The 18281-nt window shown below is 61.8% G+C and carries 16 protein-coding genes; 5 read left to right on the plus strand and 11 right to left on the minus strand.

What is annotated here, in order from left to right; genetic code table 11:
* Positions 1-119: 119 nt before the first annotated feature.
* Together ACK3SC_RS00420 and ligA are read left to right on the plus strand one after the other, a co-directional pair.
* Positions 120-338, plus strand: coding sequence for a hypothetical protein (locus ACK3SC_RS00420; protein WP_416838162.1), 219 nt, complete (start codon positions 120-122; stop codon positions 336-338).
* 62 nt (positions 339-400) lie between these two features.
* Complete coding sequence (gene ligA / locus ACK3SC_RS00425; protein WP_416838163.1) at positions 401-2548, plus strand: NAD-dependent DNA ligase LigA; 2148 nt, start codon at positions 401-403, stop codon at positions 2546-2548.
* Positions 2549-2580: 32 nt separating this feature from the next.
* On the opposite strand, the gene ACK3SC_RS00430 is transcribed toward ligA, so the two are convergent.
* From ACK3SC_RS00430 to ACK3SC_RS00445, 4 genes are all read right to left on the minus strand, one after another.
* Positions 2581-3507 (minus strand): ABC transporter permease, encoded by a 927-nt coding sequence (locus ACK3SC_RS00430; RefSeq protein WP_416838164.1) that lies wholly within the window; start codon positions 3505-3507, stop codon positions 2581-2583.
* Positions 3504-4472 carry an ATP-binding cassette domain-containing protein gene (locus ACK3SC_RS00435; RefSeq protein WP_416838165.1) on the minus strand — a complete coding sequence of 323 codons (969 nt, stop codon included), beginning with the start codon at positions 4470-4472 and terminating at the stop codon, positions 3504-3506. Before ACK3SC_RS00435 ends, ACK3SC_RS00430 begins: the two co-directional genes overlap by 4 nt.
* A 226-nt stretch (positions 4473-4698) precedes the next feature.
* Complete coding sequence (locus tag ACK3SC_RS00440; RefSeq protein WP_416838166.1) at positions 4699-4971, minus strand: hypothetical protein; 273 nt, start codon at positions 4969-4971, stop codon at positions 4699-4701.
* An 80-nt stretch (positions 4972-5051) separates the two neighbouring features.
* On the minus strand, positions 5052-6566 hold the full coding sequence (locus ACK3SC_RS00445; RefSeq protein WP_416838167.1) for a methyl-accepting chemotaxis protein: 1515 nt from the start codon (positions 6564-6566) through the stop codon (positions 5052-5054).
* A 295-nt stretch (positions 6567-6861) separates the two neighbouring features.
* Here ACK3SC_RS00445 and ACK3SC_RS00450 point away from each other — a divergent pair, with 295 nt between their 5' ends.
* Positions 6862-8601: an excinuclease ABC subunit C gene (locus ACK3SC_RS00450; protein WP_416838168.1), complete on the plus strand. Its 1740-nt coding sequence runs from the start codon at positions 6862-6864 to the stop codon at positions 8599-8601.
* 12 nt (positions 8602-8613) lie between these two features.
* On the opposite strand, the gene ACK3SC_RS00455 is transcribed toward ACK3SC_RS00450, so the two are convergent.
* Together ACK3SC_RS00455 and mdh are read right to left on the minus strand one after the other, a co-directional pair.
* Positions 8614-9540, minus strand: a complete 927-nt coding sequence (locus tag ACK3SC_RS00455; RefSeq protein ID WP_416838169.1) for a CPBP family intramembrane glutamic endopeptidase — start codon at positions 9538-9540, stop codon at positions 8614-8616.
* Between the two features lie 113 nt (positions 9541-9653).
* Positions 9654-10568, minus strand: coding sequence for a malate dehydrogenase (gene mdh, locus ACK3SC_RS00460; RefSeq protein ID WP_416838170.1), 915 nt, complete (start codon positions 10566-10568; stop codon positions 9654-9656).
* A 151-nt stretch (positions 10569-10719) separates the two neighbouring features.
* Between mdh and ACK3SC_RS00465 the strand changes: the two genes are divergently transcribed.
* Complete coding sequence (locus tag ACK3SC_RS00465; RefSeq protein ID WP_416838171.1) at positions 10720-11367, plus strand: Sjogren's syndrome/scleroderma autoantigen 1 family protein; 648 nt, start codon at positions 10720-10722, stop codon at positions 11365-11367.
* 73 nt (positions 11368-11440) lie between these two features.
* Positions 11441-11830, plus strand: a complete 390-nt coding sequence (locus tag ACK3SC_RS00470) for a universal stress protein (protein ID WP_416838172.1) — start codon at positions 11441-11443, stop codon at positions 11828-11830.
* Positions 11831-11962: 132 nt separating this feature from the next.
* Here ACK3SC_RS00470 and ACK3SC_RS00475 read toward each other — a convergent pair whose 3' ends face one another.
* The 5 genes from ACK3SC_RS00475 to ACK3SC_RS00495 form a co-directional block, all read right to left on the minus strand.
* A complete protein-coding gene (locus tag ACK3SC_RS00475; protein WP_416838173.1) occupies positions 11963-12184 on the minus strand; it encodes a hypothetical protein in 222 nt (73 codons plus the stop codon).
* 171 nt (positions 12185-12355) lie between these two features.
* Complete coding sequence (locus tag ACK3SC_RS00480; RefSeq protein ID WP_416838174.1) at positions 12356-14896, minus strand: DEAD/DEAH box helicase; 2541 nt, start codon at positions 14894-14896, stop codon at positions 12356-12358.
* A gap of 353 nt (positions 14897-15249) precedes the next feature.
* On the minus strand, positions 15250-16185 hold the full coding sequence (locus ACK3SC_RS00485; protein ID WP_416838175.1) for an OapC/ArvC family zinc-ribbon domain-containing protein: 936 nt from the start codon (positions 16183-16185) through the stop codon (positions 15250-15252).
* A 48-nt stretch (positions 16186-16233) separates the two neighbouring features.
* The gene (locus ACK3SC_RS00490; protein ID WP_416838176.1) at positions 16234-16626 is read right to left on the minus strand and encodes a DUF2073 domain-containing protein; all 393 of its coding nucleotides are present in this window, start codon (positions 16624-16626) and stop codon (positions 16234-16236) included.
* Positions 16627-16632: 6 nt separating this feature from the next.
* Positions 16633-17274, minus strand: coding sequence for an Era-like GTP-binding protein (locus ACK3SC_RS00495; RefSeq protein ID WP_416838177.1), 642 nt, complete (start codon positions 17272-17274; stop codon positions 16633-16635).
* Positions 17275-18281 lie beyond the last annotated feature (1007 nt).

Raw genomic sequence — 18281 nt, forward strand, 5'->3', positions numbered from 1 at the left:
TTACGGCAAGCGTTGCCCACGTTTTTCGAGGGAGACGTGAAGATGCCGTCGGGGACGGTCAAACCGCTCTACTCGGCTGGGGCCCGAAAACTCATGTCGACTGGTCGAACAGTTGGTATGTGACTGAACATCTCTTCGGGGTCGGTGTCATGTTCCTCGCCATCGGCTTCCCTGGCGCTCTCAAGCCCTACAAGACTGCCCAGTTCACGGAGCGACTGGATTCCATCGGGAGCAAGACGTCGTGGGACGACGTCGAACCCGCCGAGTGGAACGTGACGCTCACGCGATTCGGCGGCATCTTCATGAGCGCACTGGGCGTCGCGTATCTCTTCGCCTGAGATATCCGCAGTCCGAAGTCGCCCCGGAGCGTTTACCCGCCACCCGTCCGACACATCGACCAATGAGTGACGCCGACGCCGATGCCGATTCGAACCCGTATCTTCGCGACCCGCCGACCGAGTTCGAACCCGCCGAGTCGCTCGCGCGTGACGACGCCGAGCGACAGGCGAAACTCCTTCGCGAGGCCATCCGCGAACACGACCACCGCTACTACGTCGAGGCCGAACCACTCATCTCCGACGCGGCCTACGACACGCTGTTTTCCCGGCTCGTCGCTCTTGAGGGAGCGTTCGACCTCGATACCACGAACAGTCCGACGAACCGCGTCGGCGGCGAACCACTCGAGAAACTGGAGACGGTCGAACACACCGCGCCCATGCTCTCTATCGACCAGAGTACCGAGGCCGACGACCTTCGGGAGTTCGACGAACGAGTCCGCCGCGAAGTCGGTGACGTCGCCTACGTCTGCGAACCAAAGTTCGACGGCCTGTCGATAGAAGTCGTCTACGAAGACGGGCAGTTCGTCCGCGCGGCGACTCGTGGCGACGGCCAACGCGGCGACGACGTGAGTGCGCAGGTGAAGACGATTCCGACGGTTCCGCTCTCGCTCCGTGGCGACCCACCCGAACGACTGGCCGTTCGCGGCGAGATTTACATGCCGAAACCAGCCTTCGCAGACCTGAACCGCACTCGCGTCGAAGCGGGTGAAGACGCCTTCGCAAACCCCCGAAACGCTGCCGCCGGGACGCTTCGCAATCTCGACCCGTCGGTCGTCGCCGAGCGACCCCTCGCCGTCTTCTTCTACGATATTCTCGACGCGAGCGACACACCCGAGACACAGCGTGCAGCACTCGACCGGTTTCACGATTGGGGGCTTCGCGTCGCAGACGACCACGTGGAGTTCGTCGACGACGTAGCCGGCGCACTCGACTACCGCGACCGGATGCTGGAGATTCGCGACGAACTCGACTACGAAATCGACGGGACCGTCATCAAGGTAGACTCGCGCGACGCCCGCGAACAGTTGGGCGAGAAGAGTCGGTCCGTCCGGTGGGCGTTCGCCTACAAGTTCCCGGCCCGCCACGAGGTGACGACAGTTCGCGACATCGTGGTCCAGGTCGGCCGAACCGGGCGACTCACGCCCGTCGCCCTCCTCGACCCGGTCGACGTCGGCGGCGTGACCGTCTCGCGCGCGACGCTCCACAACCCCGACGAAATCGCCTCGCTCGGCGTCGCAATCGGCGACCGCGTCCGAATCAAACGCGCCGGCGACGTGATTCCACAGGTGGTCGAAGTCGTCGAGGTCGACGAGCAACGCTCGTCGGCCCACCGGACGGAGTCCGGCGAAGACTCTGGCGGCACCTACGAGTTCCCCGACGAGTGTCCCGTCTGCGGGAGTCCAGTCGACCGCGATGGTCCGCTGGCGTTCTGTTCCGGTGGCCTCACCTGTCCAGCACAGCGCGAAGCCTCCATCGGCCACTTCGCGGTCAAAGGTGCCATGGATATCGACGGTCTCGGTGGCGAACGCGTGGCCCAACTCGTCGAGGCGGGACTGGTCGAAACCGTCGCCGACCTCTACGAACTCACCGTCTCGGACCTCGTGGAACTCGAAGGGTGGGGTGAGACGAGCGCCCAGAACCTCGTCTCCGCCATCGAGGAGACGAAATCACCAACGCTGGCGTCCTTCCTCGTCGGCCTCAGCATCCCCGAAGTCGGTGAAGCGACGGCGCGTGAACTCGCCCGTGAGTTCGAGTCGGTAGAGGAGTTCCCCATCGACGAAGACGTTTCTCACACCCAGTTCGACGCGTTCGAAGACCGACTGACCACCGTCCCAGACGTGGGCGAGACGGTGGCCCATCGTGTCCGCGACTTCTTCGAGAACGAGGACAATCGAACGGTGATTCGGTCACTGCTCGACCACGGTGTCTCGCCCGAACCTGTCGAAGTCGGCGGCGACGAACTCGACGGGATGACGTTCGTCGTAACCGGGTCGCTCGCTGTCAGTCGAAGCGCCGTCAAAGAACTCGTGGAATCTCACGGCGGCAACGTCACGGGGTCCGTCTCGGGCAACACAGACTACCTCGTCATCGGGGAGAATCCGGGGCAGTCGAAACGCGACGATGCCGACGAGAACGGCGTCCCCACGCTCGACGAACCCGAGTTCGAGGCGCTGCTCGCCGAGTTCGGTGTCGCGTATCCGCCAGAGTAACGGCGGCTGAAACGGAGGAAATGCGGGTCGACTTAGAGGTCGACTCGTTCGAACGTCCAGTAGCCGAGCAGCGGCGGGACGACGATCCACGCGAGGAGAACAGCGAGGATGAACGCCCCGGAGAGGTAGAACGGAATCGACTCCTGCAGCACGGGCTGGATGAGGAGTTGCTCACCGAGGCCCGCTTTGAACAGGCGCGCTGCGACGGCCGACCCGTAGAGTTGTGCGATGAGCGTCTCGTAGGCTCGAAGCGGGTTCAGGTACTTGATGAACAGGCGCATGAGCACGATTTGTTCGACCCCCATCTGCTCGACGCCCGGCACCTTTCCGAACACCCAGTTGAGGATGCGCGGGACGCCCGTCGCAACCGTCGACCAGAGGACGGCGAAGATGAAGTAGAGGCCGACGGTGCTGAACAGCGCCTGTCGCTGCGACTCGGACGTCGCGGAGAGCCAGACACCGATGGAGACGAACGCCGTCGCGAGCAGTCCCGAGAGCGCAACCTGCCCGGCGAACGAGGCGAACATGACCTTCCCGCCGGTCAGGAGCATCGCGAAGAGGGCGACGACGAACCCGACGAGCATCGCGATGAGGACGACGAGCGACCGGCCGAGGAACTTTCCGAACACCACGTCGCGGCGAGCGTTCGGCAGCGACAACAGGAGTTTCATCGTCCCGGACTCGCGTTCGTCGATGAGCGACCCGTGGGCGGTGACGAGTGCGATGAGTGCGAGGACGAATCCGAGCATTCCCGCGAAGGAGAAGCTAAACAAGCCACCGGGTGCCGTGGTGAGTCCGAACAGTGATTCGGAGTTCGCGCCGGCACCCTTCAGGAGGTAGCCGAAGAACAGCGCCGTCGACCCGCCGATGAGGAGGGTGAAAAACAGCGTCAGCCCCACGAGCCACCGTGACCGGATGGCGTCGCGGAAGTCTTTGCGTGCGACGGATTCGAGCGTCATGCTGTCACCTCCTGTGTCTCGTCTTCGGTGTACGCGAGGAAGATATCCTCCAGCGACGCCGAATCGGTCTCGAAGTCGGTGACCGTGGCTCCGCCGGATTCGATGGTGCTGATGACGCGCGTCTTCGCGTCGTCGGTACACCCGACGACGAGCGTTCCGTTCTGAGATTCGACCGACGAGACACCGTCGATGTCGCGAACCGTGTCGAGGTCGGCGTCGCCTTCGACATCCAGTCGGAGGATGGCCTCTGCTTCGACTCTGTCGCGGAGCCCCTCGACGCTGTCTTCGGCGACGAGTTCTCCCTCGCGCAGGATGCCCACGCGGTCACACACCGCTTCGACCTGTCCGAGGACGTGGCTGGAGAAGAACACGGTCGCACCGCGGTCGGCTTCTTCGCGGACGATTTCGCGCATCTCGCGCGCACCAGCGGGGTCGAGCCCCGACGAGGGTTCGTCGAGGATGAGGAGGTCAGGGCTTCCGGCGAGTGCCATCGCGAGGGCGAGGCGCTGGGCCATCCCTTTCGAGTAGCCACCTGCGCGACGGTCAGCGGCGTCGGCGTCGAGGCCGACGCGCGAGAGCAGTTCGTCTGGGTCGTCGGAGGCTTCCTTCGACTCGATAGCGAACTCGACGTGTTCGCGACCCGTGAGTCGGTCGTACACGTCGTAGCCTTCTGGGAGGACACCGGTGCGCCGGCGGACGGCGACGCTCTCGGCCTGCGCGTCGTGGCCGAGGACGTGAATCGACCCACTCGTCGGGCGCACGAAGTCCAAGAGCATGTTTATCGTCGTCGACTTTCCAGCGCCGTTGGGACCAAGAAACCCGAAGACCTCTCCCGATTCGACGGAAAACGAAAGGTCGTTGACGGCGGTCACGGTGTCGGTTTTCGACGACGGCACGAGCGTATCGAGTACGCCTCCGTCGTCTTCGAACCGTTTCGTGACCCCGTTCAGTTCGATGGCGGCCATGGGCGGGCCTGCGTCGTACTGGGTTAAAGGGTTTTAGGTGCAGGAATCACCGCCGATAACGGCGAAAAGGCAACAACGGAAGCGAGAGGAGCGGAGACGCGTGTTGAAGCGTTCGTTTGGGAGAGAGATTCGTTTGAGTCGTGAGGCTCGGTTGGGTCGTGAGGTCCGGTTGAGTCGTGGGATTCAGTTGAGTCGTGCGGCTCGGTTCCGCAGTGAGACTCGACAGTCAGATTTCCTCGTCGGGAGCGTGCGTCTCGGACATCTTCGTCGCTTCGGCGGCGTACCGCTCGCGCAACTCGTCGTCCGTGACCGTTTCGAGATTATCTACCGGTGCTTCGATTGCGGCCGTCGTCGCCATCCGACGCTGGTGCATCACGGCCGCGGCGATCTCCTTTCGCAGTTCGTACTCGCCATCGGTCGTCGCGTAGATGAGGACGATGAGGTCACGGTCGTCGTACGAACGCTCGACCAGCCAGAGTTGGGCGGTGTCGTCGGCCATACCACGTGATTCAACGGGGTGACTCTTACACGTGGCGCATCCAGCAAAGTGGCGGTTATGTGACCTGCGAAGACGACGCGTCAGGGGTTGCCGCCGGTCAGCTCTTCGACTTCCATCGCGAGCACCGAGAGTGCCTGTGCGCTCTCGTCTGTCGCCGAGACGATGCTACCGACCGCTCCCTCGGTCTCGACAGTTCGGTCACGCACGTCCTCGATAGTCACGGTCAGTTCCTCGACCGATTCGGCCTGTTCGTCTGTCGCCCGCGACACCTCGGCGACACCGTCGGCGGCCACGTCGATAGACGACGCAATCTCTTCGAACGCTTCGAGCATCTCGGTGATGCTCTCGTCGGCGTGGTCGATTCGGTCGTTCGACTCGGTGGCCGCAGTCACCGCGTCGTCAGTGCGTGACTGGATGCTCTCGATCTGTTCTGTGATGTCTTCGGTGTGCTGTCGCGTCTCGTCTGCGAGCGACTTGACCTCCTCTGCGACGACGGCGAATCCGTCGCCGTCCTCTCCGGCGCGGGCCGCCTCGATGTTGGCGTTGAGCGCGAGCAGATTCGTCTGTTCTGCGACTTCGGAGATGACCTCGACGACGGCCTCGATGTCGTCCATCCGAGTTCCGAGTTCGGTCACCCGGTCGACGAGTTCGTCACTCATCGTGACGACGCTCTCGGTCGCAGCCCGTGCATCGGTGTTGGCTTCGCGGCCCTCCTGTGCCGCCGAGCGGGCCTCTTCTGCCGCAGAGTCGACTTCGTCTGCCGTCGCGGCCACTTCTTCCATCGTCGCGCTGAACTGCTGCATCTGTGTCGCCCCCTCGTCGAGCAAGGTGCGCTGGTGTTCGACGTTCTCGGCGATGGTGTCGGCGGCAGACGCCGCGCGGGTGACCGCCGCAGTCGCCGTCTCCGTCTCGTCTTCGACGTTCGCTGCCAACTGCGAGAGATTCCTAGCTGTCTCGTTGACTGCATCGACGACGAGAAGCAGCTGGTCGTCGATGACGCGGGACTCGTCGATGCTCGCGCGGGCGTCGAGGTTCCCCGCACTCAACTCGGTGAGCGTCCCTTCGACTTCGTGGACGAGTCGTTCGACTTCGCGCTGTCGGGCGACGTCCTCGGTTCGGTTGCGGACTGTCTGGAGGACGCCAACGAGTTCGTCGTCTTCGTAGAGCGGCATCGCAGTGTGGCGGGCGTGACAGACGTCGCCCCGGGCGTCCTCGAACGTCTTTTCAGCGGCGTAGAGAGCGCGCGCAGCATCCTCCAGTTCGACACCGTCAGTTTCGTCCGCGCTGGTCGGGTTGTCGAGTACGGTTTTCGCGAGCACGTCTTTCCCCGGCGTTCCGTAGAACAGTTCTCCGAGGTTTCGGTGTCCGAGTGCCGCGTGGTCAGTCGTTCCGGTGAGCGACTCGACACCGGAGTTCCACGCAGCGATGCGGCCCTCGTCGTCGAGCACGAACGCAGGTAACCCGACACCATCGAGGAGGACATCGTCGTCGACGTTCAGGTCGGGCGCGTTCGCGACGACGGCAGTTCCGCCGTCGGTCAGCGGTGTCGTTCGACCGACCCACGAGCGGAGACGAGTGATAATTCCGAATCCCATTTGCCCAGAGAATTCCAAGCGCTACACGAGTAGTTTTCCCATCGGTTATCAGCGACGATAATAAGTAGACAAGACTGTCGTCTACAGAATTCGTGTGCACAGAATCACCCACGAGAGTACACCAGAGGCGGGGTGGAAACGAGGCGAACCAGCAACTCGACAGACGAGACAAACCCGTGACTCGAAGACGAGACAAACCCGTGACTCGAAGACGAGACAAACCCGTGACTCGAAGACGAGACAAACCAGCGAGGACGCGTCAGCCTCAAGCCATTCGCGGGGTAACCACCGACAGATGGACGTAGGCGCGGTCAGAGAGCGGGCCAGCGAACTCCCGTCAGACCCCGGAGTGTACCAGTTTTTCGACGGTGAGTCGGTACTCTACGTCGGCAAAGCAGTCGACATCCGTGCCCGCGTCAGGTCGTACGCAGACCCGCGGTCAGAGCGTATCTCACGGATGGTCTCTCGGTCGTCGGGTATCGATTTCGCCGTCACGGACACCGAGACACAGGCGCTCCTCCTCGAGGCAAATCTCATCAAGCGCCACCAACCGCGCTACAACGTCCGCCTCAAAGACGACAAATCGTATCCACTCGTCCAACTGACCGACCACCCAGTCCCGCGAATCGAGGTAACGCGCGACCCCGAAGACTCGGCAACCGTATTCGGTCCCTATACCGACAAAGGCCGAGTCGAGACGGTGGTGAAAGCCATCCGCGAGACCTACGGGCTTCGAGGCTGTTCCGACCACAAGTACGCCAACCGCTCGCGGCCGTGTCTCGACTACGAGATGGGCCTCTGTACTGCGCCGTGTACCGGTGAGATTACTCACGACGCCTATCGAGACGACGTCGAATCCGCGATTCGGTTCTTCAAAGGAGAGACGGGCGTGCTCGCGGACCCACTCCGCCGAGAGATGGATGCCGCTGCCCAGAACGAAGAGTTCGAACGCGCGGCAAACCTCCGCGACAGACTCGAAGCGGTCGAATCGTTCCACGGCGCTGGCGAGGCGGCCGTCTCGTCACAATCCGACGAGCGGGCAATCGACGTGCTCGGTGTCGCACTCCGCGGCGACTCGGCGACGGTCGCCAGACTCCACGCCGAACGCGGACAGTTAGTGGAACGGACTCGACACCACCTCGACGCACCGGACGGCGAAGACCGAACTGCGGCCGTCCTCTCGGCGTTCCTCGCACAGTTCTACGCGGAGCGAACCCTCCCCGACGCAGTCGTCCTCTCTGAACATCCTGACGACCAAGACGTGGTTTCGTGGCTCGAATCCGAAGGCGTGAGCGTTCGCGTCCCCGGCGCGGGCCGCGAAGCCAAACTCGTCGAACTCGCGTTGAAGAACGCCCGTCGGCGCGCGGGCCGCGACGACGGACTCGCGACGCTCGCTCGCGAACTACACCTCGACGTGCGTCGCGTCTCTCGAATCGAAGGCTTCGACGTGAGTCACGCACAGGGGAAATCTGTCGTCGGCAGCGACGTGTGTTTCGTGGACGGAAGCGCCGAAACGTCGGATTACCGACGCCGCCGACTCACCGAACGGAACGACGACTTCGCCAACATGCGCGAACTGATACACTGGCGAGCGACACGCGCCCTCGAAGGCCGCGACGACCGACCCGACCCGGACCTCCTTCTCATCGACGGCGGGAAAGGCCAGTTGAACGCCGCACTCGACGCACTCGAAGAGACGGGGTGGGACATTCCTGCGGTAGGTATCGCCAAAGACCGCGAGCTGGTCATCACGCCGGACCGAACCTTCGACTGGCCGGACGACGCGCCGCATCTGCACGTTCTCCAGCGCGTCCGCGACGAAGCACACCGGTTCGCCGTCCAGTATCATCAGACGCTCCGTGACGAGGTGAAGACCGTTCTCGACGACGTTCCCGGTGTCGGTCCGAAGACACGCCGAGCGCTGTTGACCCGGTTCGGAAGCGTCGAAGGCGTCCGCGAGGCGACGATAGACGACCTGACTGACGTGCCGGGCGTGGGGACGAAGACAGCAGAAGAACTGAAGCGCCGATTGTGACGAGAGATTGGACTAGTCTTCGAACACCGGCGAGCGAAGCAGGAGCACCACGGCGACGACGACCCACGGGAGGACGGCCACAGCGCCGACAGCAGCGGGGCCGAGTAACGCCGGTGCGCCAGTCGTCGCGAAGATAACCCCGAGGCCCCCGAAGGCGTTGAACATCCCGTGAGCGAGTGCTGCGGGCCACACCGAGTCGGCACGGAGCGCGACCCACGCGATGAACACCCCGACCATCGTCGTCATCCAGACCATCGCCAGAAATCCTGTCCACGGAGCCCCGACGTAGTTGAATCCGTAGTTGTATCCCAGTGCGATGAGCGGCCAGTGCCACGCTCCCCAGATGACGCCGAGGACGACGACTGCCCGCCGAGGGCCGAGCGGCAGGAGTTTCTGCAGCAGATACGCTCGCCAGCCGAACTCCTCCCCGAACGCGAAGAACGTGTTCACCGTCGCACCGAGGACGAGCGCCTGGACGATCTGTACGGCGACGACGAGTTCGAACGACGTCCCCGGCGGAAGCAGGCCACGGAGGGCTGTCGCATCGGGGTCGAAGTAGACTGGAAAGAGTGCGAAGAACAGGACCGCACCGACGGCGATGAGTGCACCGGGTGCAAGCCACGCGATGAGGTAGGTGCCAAGATTCGACCGAAACGCGGGTCGAAGACGCAAATCGTCCCACCCTTCGTCGGTGACGAGTCTCGTGACGACGTTCGCAACCGTCGGTGAGAACATGTAGAACGTGCTGACGAGGACCAGCCACAGCGGGAACCCGGGTGCAACCTGCGGTGAGTTCGTCAAGCCACCAGTTGCGAACACGACGAGCGCAGTCGCTCCCGAGAGTCCGAACGCGACGAGGAGGAAGACGAAGACGCGACGTGGTTCCCACAACTCGACACGCGGGTTCGACTCCGTCGGAGCGTCGCCAAAGGTAGACATACGTGAATTATCGGTCGACGAGAACAAAACGATTGGCTCGGCAGAGACACGTGTCTCAGTGGATGTAGAGACGCAGCGATTCCAAAAAGCGGTGTGTCGCGGACCAGACCGCGTTACGCGATTTTGTTGTACTGGTCGCGAAGCTTCTCGGCGGCGTCGTCCATGAGGTCGGCCTCGTAGTCGTCGAGGTCCCATTCGACGACCTCTTCGATGCCGTTCGAGCCGAGTTTGACGGGGACGCCGAAGGCGGTGTCCTCGTAGCCGTACTCGCCGTCGAGGACGAGCGAACCGGGGAGCACTTCGCCGGTGTCGTGCAGGACGGCTTCGACCATGTGGGCGACGCCCGTCGCTGGGCCCCACTGGGTCGCACCCTTGCGCTCGATGACGTCCATCGCGGACTCCTTGAGGTCGCCGAGAATCTCGTCTTTCTCGTCGGCGGAGAAGGCAGGGTCGTTGCCGTTGACGCGAACCTTCGAGAAGACGGGGACCTGTGCGTCACCGTGTTCGCCGAGGATGGTCGCTTCGACGTTCTTGACCGGCGCGCCGAAGCGCTGGCTCAGGACGTAGCGGAAGCGTGCGGAGTCGAGACGGCCACCGAAGCCGATGACTTTGTGGCGGTCGCGGTCGCCCGTCTCGTAGAGGTGACGGTTGAGCAGGTCCACCGGGTTCGAGGTCGTAATCGAGACGAAGTCATCGTTGTACTCGGCCAGCGAGGAGCCGATGTCGTCCATGATGGGTGCGTTGTCGCCCGCGAGGTCGATACGGGTCTGCCCGGGTTGGCGTGGAATCCCCGCCGTGATGACGACGACGTCGGAACCGGCGGTGTCTTCGTAGCCACCCTGCGTCACGACCGTGTTGGAGTCGTACGCGATACCGTGGTTCGTGTCGGCCGCCTGTCCGACCGTCTTGTCTTCCATCTTCGGGATGTCGACGAAGACGAGTTCGTCACAGACATCACGAAGCGCGAGGTTGTATCCTGCCGCAGCACCGACAGTCCCAGCCGCGCCAATCACGCTAACTTTGGTCATACCACACTAACGTGGCTCTGGATTCCGAGTAAACGTTTCGGAACGCGCACCGAACCACTGTCTGTCGATTTGCCGTTCGACAGTTGTCGAATACCCGCAGACGTCGCCGCACGCCGTGGGGTTTTTCGACGTTCACGGCGTCCACACCCACATGAGCGAGTTCGACAAGGAGGCAGAACGCCAAAAACTTCGAGAGAAGTACGAGCGAGACGAGCAAAAACGGCAGTCCACACAGCGAATGAGCGAGTTGCTCTTGAAGGGGGCGACGATGACGAACAAACACTGCGACCAGTGTGGTGACCCAATCTTCCGCTACGACGGCCAGGAGTTCTGTCCGACCTGCCAGACGCAAGGACAGGTCGCTGTCAGCGCCGACGCAGATGCCGAGAACGCTGCCGAAGCAGTCGCACAGGCAGAAGCCACTCCCGAACCAAAACAGGCGGCAGCAGACGACCAGCACGTCGTAGACGACACCCAACGCGTGAACGCCGACACCAGCACACAATCCTCCGAAAACGGGCAATCGACGGACGAGCGTCGTGCGTCTTCGGCAGTCGAGAGCAATGTTGCCAAGGAAATCTCGACAGGCAACCAGACACAGTCCGGTGAGGTCGACGACCAACGCTCGTCGGCCCGTCAGACACAGTCCGGCGATATTTCGAGTGCGCGCCAGTCACTCGTTCGAACGCTGAACTGGGCCGCGACCCAGGCGGAGTCGACAGACGACCCGCGACGCGCACGCGAGTTCCTCGGTGCGGCGCGAGAAGCGGCCGAAGCACTCGCTGCGCTGGACCGGTAACCAGTGAGCACTACCCAACTGCCCGACTCGAACGGGCGGTAGAACTTACGCCTCCCCGGACCCTTCATCCGGTATGCAGATTCTCATCCCCATCGACGGAACGGACGCGAGCAAGCGCGCGCTCGATTTCGGTATCGAGATGGCAGTTCAGATGGACGGGAACCTCCACGTCGTCCACTTTACGAACAAACCAACCGATGCCACCGAGACGATTCTCGACGATGCACGCACCAGACTCGCGGCTGCCAATATCCAGTCTGAACCGGAGCTGACCACGCTCACCATCGACGTGTGGAACGCCGACAGAGTCGGCGAAGAGATTCTCGACGTGGTGAACGAACACGGCTACGACCACGTGGTGATGGGCCACCACGAAGATGGTGCAGTCGAACGCGCCGTCTTCGGCAGCGCAGCGGAGACGGTACTCCGCGCAGAAGCCGTTCCGATGACGATCGTTCCCTGAAGGTGGATACCTGGTCCCTGACGAAAAGCAGACGCTTGCTGTGAGTGGTCCGACCCACGCTTCGTGGGTCGCTTTCTCGGGCCACCGAGTGCAACGACGCGAGTCGGGTCTGTCGGTGCTGCCTCTCTGTCGTTAGGCGACGCGGACGGTGTTGTTCCCGCCTTCGGCGCGGGCGTAGTCGTCGCCGGCGTCAATGTAGTGCGTGGTGTGGACGTACATCTCGCGCTCGTCCTCGCGAGACTCGTCCGTACAGAAGATGTCGCGGTCGTTGACGTGGCTATCGTCGTGCTGCGGTTCGCCGTAGAAGGTGCGCTGTCTTGCCGGGGCGTCGGTGGGTGAGAAAGAATTACTCATGTTCGAGTAATAAATTGGGTGCCAGGCACATAATAGTTTCTCTGGTACAACAATAGTGACAGATATCGGTCGTTCTCGGGTCGGTAGCGCCCAAATCGAGCGTCGGGGGGTCGGTAGGCCGACGGAGAATGAGTGATGGAACGACGCCCGCCAAATACCCGACTGTCGCTGTCAGCGATACTCGGACCCGACGACTTCTCGAATCCGTTCGGCGGTGACTTTGCCGACACCGCGGACTTCCTGTAAGTCGTCTTCGTTCGCCGTCATCACCGCTTCGACGCTGCCGAAGGCCTCTAACAGCGTTCGCGCAGTGACGGGGCCGATGTCGGCGATGGCGGAGACGACGTACTCCTGTTGTTCGTCGAGCGTCTTCGCACTCTTGCCGCCGTGGACGCTCACGCTCCGTTCTCGGTCGGTCTGTTCGCGCGTCGCAATGGTCGCGAGCATCTCTGCGGTGTCGTCTTCGTCTTCGGTGAAGAGGACGCTCACACCGAAGTCGACTGCGACGGAGGAAATCGCCCCGCGAATCGCACCGGGATGGATGTTGCGCTCCTCGTAGAGCCCACGTCCCTCGATGATGAGAAGCGGTCTCGCGTAGTGGCGAGTCAGGTCTGCGACCTGTTCGAAGATGGAGCGGTCACCACCGGTGAGCGTGTCGAGGAAGTCCGAGACGCTCTTGCGTTCGACTGCGACCCGGTCCGAGAGGATGTAGTCGCCGACGGCGAGCGTTTCGAGTCGAGTCGTCAAATCGTCGCGTTTCGAGAGCGTTCTGGCGATGTGGGAGTCGAGTTCGCGCTGGTCGACGACGATTTCGACGCCCTCGTCTGACCCGGCTTTCGCGATGGTCCCCGCCTCGTCGTCGGCGGAGTCCCCGGCGGGAGATTCGTCTCCGTCTGCTGCCGCATCGTCGCCGGATTCCTCGCCGCTCTCGTCGTCGGGTTCGGCTCGCGCTAACTCCTTGTCGGACGGTCCGAAGTCCGCGAGACCCGACTGGCCGTTCTTCGCACTCGCGGCGGCGACGTTCTCGGCGGGTTGATTCGGGGAGGAATCGTCGTCTGCGCTCGTCTCCGAATCGGCCGCGTTCTCGCCCGATACCCCTTCATTTCCAGTGGAACTACTCCCTGCGAACGACGCGAGGTCACGCTGTGAGTGGTCGAGTTCTGCCTCGATTTCAGGCGCGGCACCTTTCAGTTCGCGGAGTTCCTGTTGCATCGTCTTCTCGCGGCGACGCGAAATCCAGAAGTACGCTTCGTCGCGCGTGTCTTCGGCCAGGAGAACCACGACGCGTCCGTCTGCCTGCCGGCCGGTTCGCCCCTTTCGCTGTATCGACCGAATGGCCGTCGGAACGGGTTCGAAAAACAGGACTAAATCGACTTCCGGAACGTCCAGTCCCTCCTCTGCAACAGAGGTGGAGACGAGCACTTCGAACTCGCCGTTTCGGAACATGTCGAGCGTCTCTTGCTGTTCTTTCTGCGACATCCCGTCAGACCCCTCTCGGTCACCCTGTCCGACGAACCGCCGGACGGAGAAGTTCTCAGAGAGGAACTCTGTCAGCGCTTCGGCGGTGTCGCGCGACTCGGTAAAGACGATGACGCGCTCGCCATCGTGGATTCCGAGCGTCTCGGCGAGGAGGATACGCGTCTTTCGGAACTTCGGGTGGAGGCCGTCGAACGACTCTGCTTTCCGCATCGCTTCGCGGACTTTCGGTTCGGCGACGAGTCGCTGACTCGCCTTCGACGCTCCCGACGACCGGGCGGCGTTGCGCTGGCGTTCGAAGTACCGTCGCACGGATTCGACAGACTGTGTCTCGACGAGTTCGACCGCTCGTCGGAGTTTCATCACCTCCGCGTGCGTGGACATCCCCTTGTAGCCCTCCGACTTGTCGGCGTTCATCAGTCGCTGGAGTTCTGCCCGCATGCGGTTGAGGTCCTTCTGCGAGACGTCGGGCCGAGTCGAGCGTGCGACACCAAGCTCTTTGAGTTTCTCCAGACGGTCCGTGATGACCTCGTTGAGCGCGTCGCGTATCGCTAAAATCTCGTCTGGGAGTTCGATTCGGTTCCACTCGACGTCGGTGTCGTGGGTGTACTCGTCGACGTCGGCGTCACCTTCGGTCATCACCTCGACGTCGACGATTCCGAGGTTCTCACACACTTCGAGGATGGCCTCTTCGTCGCCACCGGGAGACGCACTCATTCCGGTGACGAGTGGGTCCGCCGCGTCAGCGTGGTATCGTTCGGCGATGTAGACGTACGCGTAGTCACCGCTCGCGCGATGGCACTCGTCGAACGTGAGGTGTGTCACGTCCCGAAGCGAGATTCGGTTGCCGATGAGGTCGTTTTCTATGACCTGTGGCGTCGCGATGATTATCTGGGCTTCGTCCCAGAGTTTCGCCCTGTCGTCGGGCCGGACGTCGCCGGTGAACACCACGATCTCGTCGTCCGGGATGGTGAGCGCCTCACGATAGAAATCGGCGTGTTGTTGGACGAGTGGTTTCGTCGGCGCGAGAAACAGCGACTTTCCACCGACTTCGTACAACCGCTCGGCCGTGACGAGGAGACTGACCGTCGTCTTGCCGAGCCCAGTCGGCAGACACACGAGCGTATGGGTGTCGCGGGCGGCTCCTGCGAGTCGAATCTGGTAGAGCCGTCGCTCGATGAACGACGGTTCGAGTAGCGGGTGGTCGACGTACGCGACATCCTCAGAGGCCGGCATCGATTGCGATTACGCGCGCTCTCTGATAAGGGTTCGTTGAGCACGGTGAAAGTGAACGGAACCGAACGGAATCACCCAGCGTTGCGCCGGTACCACTCGTCACCGCGCGCAGTCTGCACCGTCGAACTCGACGTCGTCTCGTCGCGGGTCTGGAAGCGACGCACCGACGAGTTCAGCCCACTCAGCCACCTTCGTTTTCGTTTGCGGGTTGGACATAGCGCTTCCCCAAGAGAATATACTCTCAATTCACGTATATAATGATTGTGCCCGCTCAACCGGTCGTCGTATCAAATGACTGGTGAGTGTGGAGTTGTGAATCTGCGTGAGTTCGAGAAGAAATAGACGGGTGCGGGTTAGTCTTCTCGGGACCCCGGACCCCAGGAGTCTGGGACTTCGATGACGTAGCGGCCGTCTTCTTTGAGCGAGATGATGTACTCGTCCCGGTCGTACAGTTCCATGAGATTGAGTTCGTACTGCCCCGGATTGACGATTTTTATACTCTCGAACTGGTCGTTGAGTTCCTCACGGAGTTCGTCGAGGTTCGGTCGTTCGTCGGACGATGGTTCGATGGTCGTCCCATCGACATCTGGTGGTTCCTCCGCTGGTGTCCTCGACGGCGATGCGTTCTGTGTGTCGCTGTCGGCGGGTGTCACGCCCGGTTCGACGTCGGATGACGCTCGCCGTTTCTCGTCGAGAGCGGCGAGTTCGTCCGGTGAGACGACGTCGCTCCGAGCGCTCTTTTGGGAGTTGTCTTCGTCGGTTTCTCGTGCGCGTATGTGTGGGCGTGACGCCGATTGTTCGCCTGGAGCGGACTCTGACGCAGGGGAAACTTCAGCGTCGCCCTGTGGCGAATCGTCGGATGCGTCGGGAGCGTCTGGCCACTGGCCCCACTCTCGAGACGAGTCAGCGGCGCGAGGCTCGTCCGACGACTCCGTCGGCGGAGCGCTCGGGGTGTCGGATGGCTGCGTCTCTGCTGGCGATGGCGACCCTCCTTTTGCATCGACCCAGTCACTGACGGTCAATTCTTCGTCGTCGACGTCTGGGCGGACATCCGTCTCAGAGACCCGTTCACGGACGGCGTCGGCTGCAGACGACGTCAGGTCTCGGGTTCCGGAACCACTCTGTGTAGACGTATCTGTGGACGTACTGTCGCTGCTGCTCGCGGCACCGCTCGTCCCCGTCTTGGGTTTGAACTGAAACTTGTTGCCGCCGCAGCTCGGACACCCCGAAAGCATCTCTTTCGAACCGTCGGCGAACACCTTACCGCACGTGGTGCATTGATGTGGCATTGATGGATGTGGGCGCCGGATGGCGCGTAGGTTGTCGTTCGTCTCCCCCTACCGACGCGAGACGAGCGCGCTGATGAGGTTCTCGTCTTTGTGGAGCGTCTGGATTTGGTTCGCCGGGCCGATGACCGTGAGTTTCTGCGTCGACTGCCGACCCATGAGTCGGTCGAGGAAACTCTGGTCTGCGGTCTGCGAGCGCGGATACGTCTCGATTTCGATGCCGTTGAACTCGTCTGGTGCGATTTCGGCCATCGTCACTTCGATGAGTTTGGACTCTTCGTCGGGCGACAGTCCCTCTTCGAGGATGACGATGTTCCCGTCGCGGACGCCATCGAGGATGAGCCGAATCTTCTCCATGCTCGTGAGGTTTGCCATCCTGCTGCCACTGAAGAGGTCTATCTGCACCCCGTCAGCGCCGTTTTCGGATGTCGTTGCTTCAGGCATGGTGAATCACGCGAAGTACTCCGCTATCTTGGCGTACACTTCGTCCATGTTCTCTCCTTCGAGCGCCGAGAGTTCGACCGTCTCGTGTTGTGGGTACGCGTTGGCGATTCGCTCGACGTTCGACTCGTCGAGGTCGATTTTGTTGGCGAAGATGAGCACCGGCAGGTCCTGACTCTCGATGATTCCGATGAGCATCGTGTTGACCTGCGAGATCGGGTCTTTCGTGCTGTCGAGAACGTAGATGACACCATCGACGTCCTCTCGAAGCCAGTGCATGGCTTCGGCGACACCTTCGGTCGCTTCACGAGAGCGACGAACGGCGTCGTCTTTCTCCATGTCGTGTTCGAGGAACTCTTTGTAGTCGACTTTCGTCGTGACACCGGGCGTGTCGACGATGTCGATCGTGACTTTCTTGCCATCCCGTTCGATTTCGACGTTCTCCTTTCGGCGAGCGCGTCGAGTCTCGTGAGGGATGTGGCTCTCTGGACCGATTGCGTCACCGGTCCAATCACGGGCGATACGATTTGCGAGAGTCGTCTTCCCGGCGTTGGGCGGGCCATAAATACCGATCCGCTTCGGCTCGCTCTCCGAAAAGAGCCGGTCGACGACTCGTGAGATGCTGTCTCTTAGATCTGTGAGCAGTCCCATCCTGGGCCTCCCGCACCTCCCGAACTCGTCGTGGAGGGCGTATGGAGGTATCACCCAACCGGACTCACTTAAGCACTACGTCAGACACTAGTCAAGAATCAGATATGATGTGTTTCGTCGGATTTCCCCACCGTTTCCGGTCGAAACCGCCGAAATACGCCGATTCGATGTCGAGCAACCGTCCGAGTATGGACTGATCGGTAATTCGAACGACCAAGATATTCTTCTTTCCGTGTGTACGCGAGGCCGGGTTTCAGAGCCCGACCGAAGTCGAACTCGCGATAATTCCGTGCTCAAACCGTGTTCGGTGGTCACGATGGACACGAAATCGTCGGTGGTGCACACCCCCACCCCTTTGTTTCAGGTGGAACGCCCCGAGAGGGTGGGTGGGGTGGAACCGCTAGACGGCGGTTGGATGTTAATTCTAGAGAAAACGGCCCCAATAATAACGTATTCTTCTCTACTACGGGTATGGTAACAGGTTACGTGTAATAAAACCACCTGCTTCTAGATACACCCGAGACCCCCACCACCCGTGTTTTCGTCTCCAATCGAAACAAAGGGGTGTGGGGCATCCACGACACAGGGGTTTCCCGTCGAACTGGAGAACGACCACTTATTTCGACGCGAAACAGGGGGGTTGCATCCATCAGAGAAGCGCTCTACCCGCTGAATTATTCGATAGCCTATTTTCGTCCGTTCCACAGGAAATGAAGGGGTCTGTGCCTCCAATTTTTCGACTCGGCACACAGGTAACAGGGGCAATTTCGGCTGCTCGATCGTCTGAAGACACTCAGTTTTGTTGGATAGTCCACGTCAACGTTCTCGTCCCAACCCTGTGGATGCACGTCTCGAGAACCATCCGCGGATATTTCGACTCGATTCGCGCTTGCGCGCGCCTCGTAAACTTCGGTCACTTCTCTTCGGCACCTCCAATCGACCATCGGCACCCTCGGTGCTCTCGACACGATACCCTCGCCCCCGAGATACACGAGTGGACCGAAACC

The sequence above is a fragment of the Haloferax sp. DFSO52 genome (assembly GCF_048158745.1).
In the GTDB taxonomy this organism is placed as follows: domain Archaea; phylum Halobacteriota; class Halobacteria; order Halobacteriales; family Haloferacaceae; genus Haloferax.